Source organism: Streptomyces griseorubiginosus, assembly GCF_017614965.1.
GTDB lineage: Bacteria > Actinomycetota > Actinomycetes > Streptomycetales > Streptomycetaceae > Streptomyces > Streptomyces griseorubiginosus_B.
On record NZ_WVUG01000004.1, the window covers coordinates 69,528 to 81,379 of the forward strand.

9 protein-coding genes are annotated in these 11,852 nt (G+C 71.2%); 4 read left to right on the forward strand and 5 right to left on the reverse strand.

The annotated features are described in order from the left end of the window. Window positions 1–43 precede the first annotated feature (43 nt). Window positions 44–469, reverse strand: coding sequence for a MarR family winged helix-turn-helix transcriptional regulator (locus GRC12_RS01715; protein ID WP_208776808.1), 426 nt, complete (start codon window positions 467–469; stop codon window positions 44–46). Window positions 470–677: 208 nt separating this feature from the next. On the opposite strand from GRC12_RS01715, the gene GRC12_RS01720 reads away from it, so the two are divergent. From GRC12_RS01720 to GRC12_RS01735, 4 genes are read left to right on the forward strand one after another with little or no spacing between them, the layout of a single operon-like run. Continuing rightward, complete coding sequence (locus tag GRC12_RS01720; RefSeq protein ID WP_308286446.1) at window positions 678–1,595, forward strand: SDR family NAD(P)-dependent oxidoreductase; 918 nt, start codon at window positions 678–680, stop codon at window positions 1,593–1,595. Window positions 1,596–1,606: 11 nt separating this feature from the next. Continuing rightward, window positions 1,607–2,482 (forward strand): amidohydrolase family protein, encoded by an 876-nt coding sequence (locus GRC12_RS01725; protein ID WP_208776821.1) that lies wholly within the window; start codon window positions 1,607–1,609, stop codon window positions 2,480–2,482. Between the two features lie 10 nt (window positions 2,483–2,492). Further along, window positions 2,493–3,995 (forward strand): acyl-CoA synthetase, encoded by a 1,503-nt coding sequence (locus tag GRC12_RS01730; RefSeq protein WP_208776809.1) that lies wholly within the window; start codon window positions 2,493–2,495, stop codon window positions 3,993–3,995. A gap of 8 nt (window positions 3,996–4,003) precedes the next feature. After that, window positions 4,004–4,459 carry a MaoC family dehydratase gene (locus GRC12_RS01735; protein WP_133041982.1) on the forward strand — a complete coding sequence of 152 codons (456 nt, stop codon included), beginning with the start codon at window positions 4,004–4,006 and terminating at the stop codon, window positions 4,457–4,459. Here the strand turns inward: GRC12_RS01735 and GRC12_RS01740 are convergent. The 4 genes from GRC12_RS01740 to GRC12_RS01755 all read right to left on the reverse strand — a co-directional run bounded on the left by GRC12_RS01740 (window position 4,450) and on the right by GRC12_RS01755 (window position 11,827). Then, window positions 4,450–5,283 carry a PaaX family transcriptional regulator gene (locus tag GRC12_RS01740; protein ID WP_208776810.1) on the reverse strand — a complete coding sequence of 278 codons (834 nt, stop codon included), beginning with the start codon at window positions 5,281–5,283 and terminating at the stop codon, window positions 4,450–4,452. The genes GRC12_RS01735 and GRC12_RS01740 overlap by 10 nt on opposite strands. Window positions 5,284–5,318: 35 nt before the next feature. Beyond that, window positions 5,319–6,989, reverse strand: coding sequence for a histidinol-phosphatase (locus GRC12_RS01745; protein ID WP_208776811.1), 1,671 nt, complete (start codon window positions 6,987–6,989; stop codon window positions 5,319–5,321). A gap of 29 nt (window positions 6,990–7,018) precedes the next feature. Beyond that, window positions 7,019–8,857, reverse strand: coding sequence for a LamG-like jellyroll fold domain-containing protein (locus tag GRC12_RS01750; protein ID WP_208776812.1), 1,839 nt, complete (start codon window positions 8,855–8,857; stop codon window positions 7,019–7,021). A gap of 63 nt (window positions 8,858–8,920) precedes the next feature. Then, window positions 8,921–11,827 carry a glycoside hydrolase family 2 TIM barrel-domain containing protein gene (locus GRC12_RS01755; RefSeq protein WP_208776822.1) on the reverse strand — a complete coding sequence of 969 codons (2,907 nt, stop codon included), beginning with the start codon at window positions 11,825–11,827 and terminating at the stop codon, window positions 8,921–8,923. Window positions 11,828–11,852 lie beyond the last annotated feature (25 nt).

Below are 11,852 nucleotides of genomic sequence, written 5' to 3' on the forward strand. Positions count from 1 at the left end.
ATAACTTGCACAACATTAACCTCGGCGGAGTGCGCGCACGACATCAGCCCAGTCCGTCCTCGGCGATCCGCAGCAGCAGTGTGTGCAGCGTCTCCCGCTCGGCCGGACCGAGGGGGCCCAGCAGGTCGTTGGTCACGCGCAGGCCCGCCTCGTCCGTGTCGCGCAGGAAGGCGCGGCCGTCCCCGGTCAGGACCACGATGCGGCTGCGGCGGTCGTCGGGGGAGGGGCGGCGCTCGGCGAAGCCCAGCTTCTCCAGGTCGTCGACCAGGCCGACGATCGCGCTCGGGTCGTACCCGAGCCGGGCGCTCAGCTCGCGCTGCAGGGCCCCCTCGGAGCCGGCGAGGAAGCGGAGTACGGCGTAGTGCCGCAGGCGCAGCCCCGACTCCTGCAGGAACGTGTTGAACAACTGCCCCGAGCGCAGACCGAGCCGGTAGAGCAGATAGCCCGTGTCCGCGTGCAGGCCGCGCATCCAGGGCTCGTCGGCGTCGATCGAGGCTGCGTTCTTGGCGTGCTGTCGGCTGATGGCGGGCTCCCTGGTCTCGGCCCCGCGGCGGGGCGCCTCTCGGTGCAGATTCCAGCATGTCGCACCCTGAGGTCGCCAACAACTATTGACGGCAACAATTATTGCTCTTAGCTTCGATCTCGAAGCCGCAGCCCATGTTGAAGGGACTCAACCCGTGCCCAGCATCGATCTCACCGGCAAGGTCGCCGTCGTCACCGGCAGCGGCCGGGGCCTCGGCCTGGCCTACGCGCACGCCCTGGCCGCCCACGGCGCGTCCGTCGTCGTCAACGACGTGGACGAGGCCGTGGCCGAGGCGGCCGTGAAGTCCATCACCGAGGCGGGCGGCAGGGCCGTCGCCGAGGTCGTCCCGGTCGGCACCTCCGAGGCCGCGGACCGCCTGGTGAACCGGGCCGTCGAGGAGTTCGGGCGGCTGGACGTCCTGGTCACCAACGCCGGCATCCTGCGCGACAAGGTGCTGTGGAAGATGACCGACGACGACTTCGACGCGGTGATCACCACCCACCTCAAGGGCACCTTCACCTGCGCCCGCGCCGCCGCCGTGCGCATGCGCGAGCAGGGCGAGGGCGGCACCCTGATCCTGGTCGGCTCCCCGGCCGGCCAGCGCGGCAACTTCGGGCAGACGAACTACGCCGCCGCCAAGGCCGGCATCGCCGCCATGGCCCGCACCTGGTCGATGGAGCTGGGCCGGGCGAACATCACCGTCAACGCGATCGTGCCGGTGGCCGCCACCGCGATGACCGAGACCATCCCCGCCTTCGCCCCGTACATCGAGGCCCTGAGGAACGGCGAGCCCTTCCCGGACTTCCTGCGCAAGGGCGAGGGCTTCGGCACCCCCGAGGACTGCGCGGCCCTCGTGCCCTTCCTCGCCTCCGAGGCCGCTCGCCAGATCACCGGCCAGGCCATCGGCATCGGCGGCGACAAGGTGGCACTCTGGTCGCATCCGCAGGAGATCAGGGCGGCGTACGCCGACGGCGGCTGGACCCCGCAGGGCCTGGCCGACGTCTGGGCCACCTCCCTCGGCGCGGAGCCGCAGAGCGTCGGCATCCCGGCGCCCAAGTTCCCGGAGGCGTGATGTCCCCCTCGATGAACGTCGACGACCTGGTCGCGATCGACGTCCACACCCACGCGGAGGTCTCCTCCAAGGGCCACTCCTCCCTGGACGACGACCTGCACGACGCCTCCTCCGCGTACTTCAAGGTCGAGGGCAAGCGGAAGCCGACCCTCGAGGAGACGGCCGCCTACTACCGGGAGCGGAGGATGGCCGCCGTGATCTTCACGGTGGACGCCGAGTCCGCGACCGGCACCGCGCCCGTCCCGAACGAGGAGGTCGCCGAGGCCGCCGCCGCCAACGCGGACGTCCTCATCCCCTTCGCCTCCATCGACCCCTTCCGCGGCAAGGCGGGCGTGAAGCAGGCCCGGCGGCTGGTCGAGGAGTACGGGGTCAAGGGCTTCAAGTTCCACCCGAGCATCCAGGGCTTCTTCCCCAACGACCGCTCGGTGGCGTACGACCTGTACGAGGTGATCGAGGAGACGGGCACCATCGCCCTCTTCCACACCGGTCAGACGGGCATCGGCGCCGGAGTCCCCGGCGGGGGCGGCATCAGGCTCAAGTACTCCAACCCCCTCCACGTGGACGACGTGGCCGCCGACTTCCCGCATCTGAGGATCATCCTGGCGCACCCGTCCTTCCCCTGGCAGGACGAGGCCCTCGCTGTCGCCACGCACAAGCCGGGCGTGCACATCGACCTGTCCGGCTGGTCGCCGAAGTACTTCCCGCCGCAGCTCGTGCAGTACGCGAACACGCTGCTGAAGGACAAGGTCCTCTTCGGCTCCGACTTCCCCGTCCTGACCCCCGACCGCTGGCTCGCCGACTTCGAGAAGCTGCCGGTCAAGGACGAGGTCAAGCCGAGGATCCTCAAGGAGAACGCCGCCCGCCTGCTCGGGCTGACCAAGCCGTAAGGGGCCCTAGATGCGCAACGAGGGACTGGGGTCGTGGCCCGCACGCCGGGCCCGCAAGACCCCGCACCGCACCGCCCTGATCCACGGCGGCACCTCGCTGACGTACGCGCAGCTGTACGACCGCACCACCCGCCTCGCCCATGCCCTGCGCTCGCGCGGCATCCGGCGCGGCGACCGCATCGCCTACCTCGGCCCGAACCACCCCTCCTACCTGGAGACCCTGTTCGCGGCGGGCACGCTGGGCGCGGTGTTCGTGCCGCTCAACACCCGCCTCGCGGGCCCGGAGATCGCCTTCCAGCTCGCCGACTCCGGCGCGAAGGCGCTCGTCTACGGCCCCTCGCACGCGGGGCTGGTCGCCGGGCTGCCGGGCGACACCGACGTACGGGCGTACGTCGAGGTGGGCGCGGAGTACGAGGAGGCGCTGGCCGGCGCCCCGGCCGAACCGGTCGACGGGCCCGTCGCCCCCGACGACACCTGCATCATCATGTACACCTCGGGGACGACCGGCCGCCCCAAGGGCGCCATGCTCACCCACGCCAACCTCACCTGGAACGCGGTCAACGTCCTCATCGACCACGACCTGATCGCCGACGAACGCGCCCTGGTCTCCGCACCGTTGTTCCACACGGCCGGCCTGAACATGCTGACGCTGCCGGTGCTGCTGAAGGGCGGCACCTGCGTCCTGGTCGAGGCCTTCGACCCGAACACGACCTTCGACCTGATCGAGGAGCACCGGATCACCTTCATGTTCGGCGTGCCGACCATGTTCGAGCAGGTGGCCCGGCACCCGCGCTGGCCCGACGCGGACCTGTCCTCCCTGCGCATCCTGACCTGCGGCGGCTCCCCGGTCTCGACACCGCTGATCGCCGCGTACCAGGAGCGGGGGCTGACCTTCCTGCAGGGGTACGGCATGACGGAGGCGTCCCCCGGAACGCTGTTCCTGGACGCGGAGCACGCCGTCAGCAAGGCGGGCTCGGCGGGCGTGCCGCACTTCTTCAGCGACGTGCGGGTCGTCAGGCCGGACCTCACACCGGTCGACGTCGGCGAGACCGGCGAGGTCGTGGTCCGCGGACCGCACGTCATGCCCGGCTACTGGGGCCTGCCCGAGGAGACGGCCGCCTCCTTCGCGGACGGCTGGTTCCGCAGCGGGGACGCGGCCCGGGTCGACGAGGACGGGTACGTCCACATCGTCGACCGCATCAAGGACATGATCATCTCCGGGGGCGAGAACATCTACCCCGCCGAGATAGAGGACCTGCTCCTGGCCCACCCCGGCATCGTCGAGTGCGCGGTCATCGGCGTGCCCGACGAGAAGTGGGGCGAGGTGCCGCGGGCGGTCGTCGTCCCCCGCGAGGGCGTGACGGTCGACCCCGACGAGGTGCTGGCCTCGCTGGCCGGACGCCTCGCCAAGTACAAGATCCCCAAGTCGGTGGTGCTGGCGGACGAACTGCCGCGCACCGCCTCCGGGAAACTCCTCAAGTCCCGTGTCCGCAACCGGTACGGCAACAGTTAAGGAACTCCATGAGCATCACCGTCAACGGCATCGACGAACTGAAGAAGCTCGCGGGCAGCGACCTCGGCACCAGTGAGTGGATCGAGGTCACCCAGGAGCGGATCAACACCTTCGCCGACGCCACCGGCGACCACCAGTGGATCCACGTGGACCCCGAGAAGGCCGCCGAGGGCCCCTTCGGCGCCCCGATCGCCCACGGCTACCTCACCCTCTCCCTCTTCATCCCCCTGTTCACCGAGCTGCTGGACGTCCAGGGCGTCACCACGAAGGTCAACTACGGCCTGAACAAGGTCCGTTTCCCCTCGCCGGTGAAGGTCGGCTCGCGCATCCGCCTGGTCGGCAAGCTGGCGGAGGTCGAGGAGGTGCCGGGCGGGGTGCAGATCACCGTCGACGGCACCATCGAGATCGAGGGCGGCACCAAGCCCGCCGCCGTCCTGCAGAGCCTGTCCCGCTTCTACGCCTGATCGGGGCGGACCGGCACCAGGTCGAGAAGACGCGTCGCGGCGTCCCGGGCGGGCGGTGTGAGCTGGTCGTACACCGCCCGGAACGTCTTCTCCGCCTGCTCCGCCGGCCAGTCGTCGGGCAGGTGCTTCACCGGCAGACGGGGGTCGCGGCGGATGATCCGCAGCCACTCCGCCTGGAGGACGAGCCGCCGGGCCAGGGCGTCCTCGGGGGCCGCCGTCGCGGTCTCCCAGGGCTGCCAGCGCCGCACGAACTCCTGGTAACCGGCGGCGAGTTCGGACAGGTCCCAGGTCTCCTCGATCATCGCGCCGATGTCCGTGCCGGCGTCGGCGTGCGCGCGGAAGACCTTCACATGGGCCGACAGTCCCAGCTCGGAGACCAGCTCCGAGACGTCGACCTCGCCCGGCGCCAGCCACAGGCCGCTGAACAGCGGGCCGAAACCGCTCCAGGTGAGCTTGGAGCGCAGGTCGTGACGCTGACGCTGCCAGGACTCCGGCAGCGAGAAACCGAGCAGGGTCCAGGTGCCGTCCCAGTCCCGGTTGACGGCACCCGTCTGCCAGATGCGCCGCTCGCCGTCGCGCAGGACCGCCGTGGAGTGCTCGGTGAGCCCGAAGTACATACGGCGGCCCTCGCGCTGGCGCCGCAGCAGGTCCCGCTTGACCATCCGGGTCAGCGTCGACCGCGTCGCCTGCTCGCCCACGCCCGCCCGCTCGAACACGTCGATCACGCTGCCCGAGTACACACAGACGTCCCGTCCCAGTACCTGGTCGCCCAGGAAGGTGAGCAGCAGGGACTGGGGCCGCAAGGACGATTCCTCACCGTTCATGCGGCCCACGGTACGACGTCATCGATCAGTGCGGCTCAGCCGCCCGCCACGTCGACGAAGACCGGGTTCGAGTAGAACCAGGTGTCCGCCCACGGGTCACCGTTTCCGGGCTCGTGCGGGACCGGCCCGTGCGGGTCCACGGACGCGCCCAGGTAGCCCGCGCCGTGCCGGTTGCCGTCGCTGCCGCGCAGCCGGACGTAGAAGGACTCGTCCCCGGCGGTGATGGGGACGCGCAGCGTGTACGTCCCCTTGCGGCCCGAGACGTCCCTGCTCTGGACGACCCTGGTGTCCGGGGCCTTCCAGGTGTCCCGGTCGGTCACCGGTCCGCGCACCGCGCCCCGGATCACGTCCACGTGCGCCAACTGCGGCAGGATGCCCTGCGGGTTGGCCCGGGAGGCGGTCGTGACGGTGACGTACAGGGTGATCCGCTCGCCCCTGCGGACGCGCAGCCGGCCGCCCAGCGTCACGCCCCGGCCGGCGTCGCAGTCCCGCTTCACCCGGACGTCCAGCCCGTCGAGCAGATGCCCGTGGTCCAGCCAGACCCGGCCCGCGCGCAGGCCCGCCATCACGGCGCGGTAGCCGTAGCGGGTCACGCCGACGTGGGTGCGGCTGAACTCGCCCGGCCAGAAGTCGCTGCCCGGCTGCGGGGTGTCGGTGTTCACCGGGTCGGGCAGCTTGCCGGTGTTGTCGAAGTTCTGCCCGGCCGGCCAGTCGCCGTTCTTCCAGGTGTCGAAGACCGTGCGGTGGTTGTCGGAGTTGGTGGTGATCGTGAAGAGGCGGCCCTCGGAGAGCATCGCGTCCCACAGGCCGCCGACCGTCGCGGTGGCCCAGTCGAAGCCGCCGTACGTGAGATAGGCGTCCGCCGGGTAGCCCGCCCAGGACTGCGCGGACGGCTTGTTCTCGTACTCGCCGCGGATGGAGGTGGCGCCGCGCAGGGACGGGATGGCGGCGCCCTGGGCGCCGGGCGCGCCCTCCATGCCGATCATGATCTCGGGGGCCGCGTCCCGCCAGTTGCGCATCTCGTGCGGGGAGTCGATGCCCAGCCGCAGCGGGTGGTTGGCGAGGACAAGGACGTCGTCGACGTATCCCGAACGGCGCTGCTCCGCCAGCCACTTGATGGCCGCGACGGCGTGTGCCTCGTTGCGGGCGGTGTCCGTGCCCGTGGCGGAGCCGTCGGTGTAGCCGAGCAGCTTGCCGTCGTAGGCGAGCTCGAACTGGGTGAGCAGGTCGGTCTCGTGGGGGCCGGGCGCCGCGAAGACCGTGCAGTGCTCGGCGGCCGGGATGTACCACTCCAGGCCCTGGAAGATCAGCTGGCGCGGGTTCTCGGAGCGGGCCTTGAGGATCTCGGCGTGCTCCATCTTCGCGCCGTAGTAGGCGTGCCCGAAGTTGGAGTGCTCGTTGAACACCATCCAGTCCAGGCCGTACCTGGCGGCGGCCCGCGCCTGCTGGGAGAACGTGTACTTGGCGTCGTGGCTGTAGACGGAGTGCACATGGTGGTCCCCGACGAGGTACGCCAGACGCGGGTCCTCGCCGCCGAAGCCGGGCCGCGGGGCGGCGAACGCGGGGGTGGCCGCCGGGCCGAGGGCGAAGGCGGCGCCGAACAGGCCCGCACGGCGCAGGAGTTGACGCCTGGAGACGCCCTGGGCGTCGAGGTGGGCGGGGGAGACGGAGGGATCGGCCCAGGAGGGCAGCTGCTGCTCGGTCATGATCTTTTCGAAGGTCCTCGTCGAGGGCGTCAGTGGGTCATGAAGGAGGTGACGGGCAGCGCCCGCGCGACGATCCGCACGTCGCCGAGGCGGCCGTGCAGGATCTGGTCGATCTTGCCGGCGTACTCGTAGCCGCCGAGCAGCCAGGGCAGTCCGACGGAGGTGATGCCGATCGCGGCCGCCTTGGGGTTGCGGACGACCGGGCAGCCCTCGACGTAGAGGGTGGTGTGCCGGCCGTCGTTGACGACCGCGAGGTGCCACCAGGTCTCCAGCGGTGTCTCCTGGCCCCAGTTGGTGGCGATGCCCTCCTGGTTGAGCGGCCGCATGGCCCACTGGGGCTCGCGGTCGTTGGAGAGGGAGAGGGTGGCGAGCGGTTCGTCGGGGTCGTCGCCGGTCTTGCCGGCGGCGCCTCCGGTGCCGGTGCGGCTGACGATTCCGGACCAGGCGTTGTGGTCCGGGTCCCAGTCGGCGGGGAGGCGGTAGAACGCCTCGATGGTGTAACCGTCCTTGAACGTGGCCGAGTTGAGCGGGGCACCGTCGACCGTCTTCAGGTACGCGCCCTTCAGCGGCGACTTGTAGCCCTGGAACTCCAGGCTGCCGTGGCCGGGCTGGTCGGGGTGGTGGTCGGCGGACCAGCCGAGCGAGCCGCCGCCCACCGTGACGAGGCCCAGGTCGTTGCCGCGTCCGGACAGGTCACGGACGGTCCCGGAGACCGGCCCGTCGAACCGCCAGTAGGCGACCGTCCCCGGGATCAGCATCCTCGACGCGGGCCGCTCCGGACGGGCGGGTACCGGGTCGAAGCCGGAGAAGCGGTCCGCGAAGTCGATGTCGACCGAGAAGCGGTCGGCGTCGCCGCTGAGCTCGATCTCCTGCCGCTCCAGCTCGTTCAGGCCCTTGCCCGCCCGGCCGAGGATCCACGGCGAGACCGTCTCCACGTCGATGACGTCGCGGTCCAGGTCGAAGTGGTAGAGGCGGATCATCGCCGCGCCGCCGAAGTAGCGGTTCTGGTAGTTCGTCAGGTGCAGATGCACCTCGTTGCCGGCCGCGTTCTTGCGCGTGGCGCGACCCGCGGGCCAGTAGTGGCCGTTGAGGGTGAGGAAGATCTGGTCGTGGTCGGCGATCAACTGGTCCCACAGCTGCTGGCCGTAGTCCGACAACTGGTCGTCCTCGACGACGAGTTCGTGCGTGGTCAGGATGACCGGCGTCTTCGGGTGCTTGGCCAGGACGTCCTTCGCCCAGGCGTACCCCTTCGCCGACAGCCGCCAGTCCAGCGCGAGCACCAGCCACTCCCGACCGGCCGCACGGAACAGGTGACAGCTGTTGTAGCCGTCCGAGGAGGCGCCGCCGAACGTCGGCTTGCTCTTGAAACGCTGCGGCCCGAACGCGTTCAGATACGGGCTCGCACCGCGCTGGTCGTCCGTGGAGGACCGTATGTCGTGGTTGCCGGCCAGCACGCTGTAGCCGACGCCCCGCCGGTCGAGGATCCCGAACGCCTGGCTGATCGCGGCGAACTCGGCCTCCGCGCCGTTCTGGGTGAGGTCGCCGAGGTGGGACAGGAAGACGATGTTGTCGTCCTCGGCGTGCTCCAGCAGATAGCGCAGGGAGGCCTCGATGGGCGCCGGGTTGATGCTGGGGCCGTCGAAGAGGTACTGGGTGTCGGGCATCACCGCGAGCGTGAAGCGGCGGCTGTCCGTGTCCGGCCGCCGGCCGCCCTTCTCGGCGGCCTCGGCCACGGCCGGCAGCGCGACCCCGGTCGTGGCGGCGGCCGTGGCGGCGGCGCCGAGCAGCGCCGTGGCCCGCAGGAAGCTGCGTCTTCCGGCACCGGCCTGCGCGGCCTCGCCCTGGTTGTGGTCATGCGAAGTACACACGTGTGCTCCGTAAAGGTGGCGAAGAGAAGCTGGCGAAGTGAAGGTGGCGAAGAAAGGGGGGTTCTACAGAACGCGCAGGGTCCAGCTCCAGCGGTGGACGCCCGCGGGGATGCGGTACTCGGGGAAGGTGTCGGGGCCGCACGAGGCCGTGCCCAGCCCCCGGTGCGCCGCGTCGATGTGCACCACGCAGCCGGAGCGCGGCACCAGTTCGTCGTGGTGGGTGACGGCCGTCAGGTCCTGGGCGCGATACCGGGTGACGGAGACCTGCCGCGGCTCGTCCAGTACCACCGCCAGACCGGTCGCGTCCGGTGCCGACAGCGTGAAGTGCCGTACGCCGTGCCGGCCGCCGCTCTCCTGGGGACGCAGATAAGGGGTGAACAACTCGTCGACGGGGGCGGAGTGGTGGCCGACCGGCGCACCGGAGGTCCGGTCGGGGTACGACTCCCAGGGGCCCTGTCCGAACCAGTCCAGCAGATCCAGGCCCGGCGCGGTCTCGAACACCGACCCGACCCGGGCGACGTCGTCGAACTCCGCGGGCAGTTCGGCCTCCTCGTCGACGCGGACACCGCCCTCGACCGGCGTGAACACCTGCCGGTGCCGCACCACCCCGACGGTGCCGGCGTACTCGGCGTCCACGCTCACCCGGCCGCCGTCCCGCCGTACCGACACGACCTTGCGGACCAGCGAGTCCAGTCCCCAGGTCCGCCAGCGCAGCGCCATGCCGCCCAGCTCGTCGTTGTCGGTGGGCGCCCGCCACAGCGACAGCGCGGGGGCACAGGCCAGCAGGGGGTGGACCAGCAGGCCCTCGTCGTCGACCTCGACGGGCCGGTCCACGACGGTGTCCTGACGCGCCTCGGGCCCGCGCAGCCGGACCTGCGGCACGCACAGCTCGGTGCCGGCCGGCGCCCACGGCTGGTCCTCGGCCACGGTGACCCGCAGCGTCAGCCAGGCCTCGCCGCCGTCCCGCGGCACCTCGAAGGGCAGCGGCACGGCCGCCGTCTCGCCGGGCCGCAGCGCGGGCAGTTCGGCCGGCGCGGTCAGGGTCCGGCCGTCCGCCAGGGACAGCTCCCAGGTGCCGGTCAGCCAGTCAAGGGCGCGGAAGTGCTGGTGGTTGCCGAGGACGATGCCCTCGTGCTTGTAGCACTCGATGCGCACCGGCGCGGCGATCTCCCGGTGCTCGTACAGGGAGGGCTTCGGGGTGCGGTCGGGGAAGACCACGCCGTCGGCGATGAACGCGCCGTCGTGGATGGTCTCGCCGAAGTCGCCGCCGTACGCCCAGCGGTGGCCGGGCGCGGTGACACCGTTGTCGTACAGCCCGGCGCCCGCGCGCCCGGCGGGTTGGCCGTCGTTCACGCGTTGCAGGATTCCGTGGTCCCAGAACTCCCAGATGAACCCGCCCTGAAGCCCCGGGGTGGACTCGATGGCCGCCCAATGGTCCGCCAGCGTGCCGTTGCTGTTGCCCATCGCGTGGGAGTACTCGCACTGGATGAGGGGCCTGGTCTGCCGGCCGGACAGGGCGTGGGCGACACAGTCCTCCAGCGGGGCGTACATGGGGCAGGCGATGTCGGAGGCGTCGTCGGTCGCCGCCCAGTCCAGCTTCGCCGCGCCCTCGTACTGGACCGGCCGGGTCGGGTCGTGGCGGCGCAGCCAGCCGGCCGCCGCGTCGTGGTTGGCGCCGTAGTCGGACTCGTTGCCCAGCGACCAGATGATGATCGACGGATGGTTCTTGTCGCGCAGGACCATGCGCGAGACCCGGTCCACGAAGGCGTTCAGATAGCGGGGGTCGTCGGCGATCTCGTGGGCGTGGTCGTGGGACTCGATGTCCGCCTCGTCGACGACGTAGAAGCCGAGCTCGTCGGCGAGGTCGTAGAGCGTGGGGTCGTTCGGGTAGTGGGAGGTGCGGATGGCGTTGAAGCCGAAGCGTTTGAGCAGGACGAGGTCCGCGCGCATGTCCTCCCGCGTGACCGTCCTACCGGTCAGCGGGTGGAAGTCGTGCCGGTTGACGCCCCGGATGAAGACGCGCTCGCCGTTGACGAGCAGGTCCCGGCCGGCGATCTCGACGTCGCGGAAGCCGACGCGGTGGTGGGAGCTGTCGGCGACCGTGCCGTCCTGGCGGTGCAGCCGGACGGTGAGGTCGTACAGCTCGGGCGTCTCGGCGTTCCAGGTGCGCACGTCCGGGACGACCGTGTGGATGCGGGCCTCGCCCAGGAAGTCGGAGACGCGGTCGTCCTCGGTGTTGACGCGGTCGAACTCGCTGTCCTGGGTGAGCACCCGGCCCTCCAGCTCACCGCTGACATACCAGCCGTCGGGCAGCGCGCCGCGCGCGTCGCGCACCCGGCAGTCGACGCGCAGCTCACCGTCGTGGGCGGCGCGCACGGTCACGTCGGCGAGATGCAGCGGGTCGGTGGCGTACAGCAGCACCGACCGGGTCACGCCGCCGTGCCACCACTGGTCCTGGTCCTCGATGTGCGAGGCGTCCGACCACTTGACCACGGTGAGCCGCAGCACGGACCGCTCACCGGGACGCACGACCTCGCTCAGGTCGAACTCGGCGGCCAGGTGGGAGTCCTTGGAGACACCGACGGGCCGCCCGTCCACGTGCACCAGCAGCACGCTCTCGGCGGCCCCGACCTGGAGCACGATCCGGTGTCCGGCCCACTCGCCCGGCACGTCCACCTCACGCTCGTACACGCCCGTCGGGTTGGCGTGGGGCGAGCCGGGCGGGAAGTCGGGGAACGGCATGCGGACGTTGGTGTACTGCGGCAGGTCGTCCGTGCCCTGCAGGGTCCAGGCGCCGGGAACCTGGGCCGTGGACCAGGGACCGCCGACCGGCGCGTCCGGAGCGGGCAGCAGCTGGAAACGCCAGTCGCCGTCCAGGGAGAGGGCTCCGGAGCGCCGGTCGACGGCGTTCATCGGCAGACGCCCCCAGGAGGTCAGTTCGGGAGCCTCCCAGGGGCGCAGGGCGATGATGGGGTCGACGGGGCGGGGTCCGCGG

Coding starts and splice junctions, on each gene's coding strand:
- GRC12_RS01715 (WP_208776808.1), bottom strand. CDS start 469: ATGCGCGGCCTGCACGCGGACACGGGCTATCTGCTCTACCGGCTCGGT.
- GRC12_RS01735 (WP_133041982.1), top strand. CDS start 4,004: ATGAGCATCACCGTCAACGGCATCGACGAACTGAAGAAGCTCGCGGGC.
- GRC12_RS01745 (WP_208776811.1), bottom strand. CDS start 6,989: ATGACCGAGCAGCAGCTGCCCTCCTGGGCCGATCCCTCCGTCTCCCCC.
- GRC12_RS01725 (WP_208776821.1), top strand. CDS start 1,607: ATGAACGTCGACGACCTGGTCGCGATCGACGTCCACACCCACGCGGAG.
- GRC12_RS01740 (WP_208776810.1), bottom strand. CDS start 5,283: ATGAACGGTGAGGAATCGTCCTTGCGGCCCCAGTCCCTGCTGCTCACC.
- GRC12_RS01730 (WP_208776809.1), top strand. CDS start 2,493: ATGCGCAACGAGGGACTGGGGTCGTGGCCCGCACGCCGGGCCCGCAAG.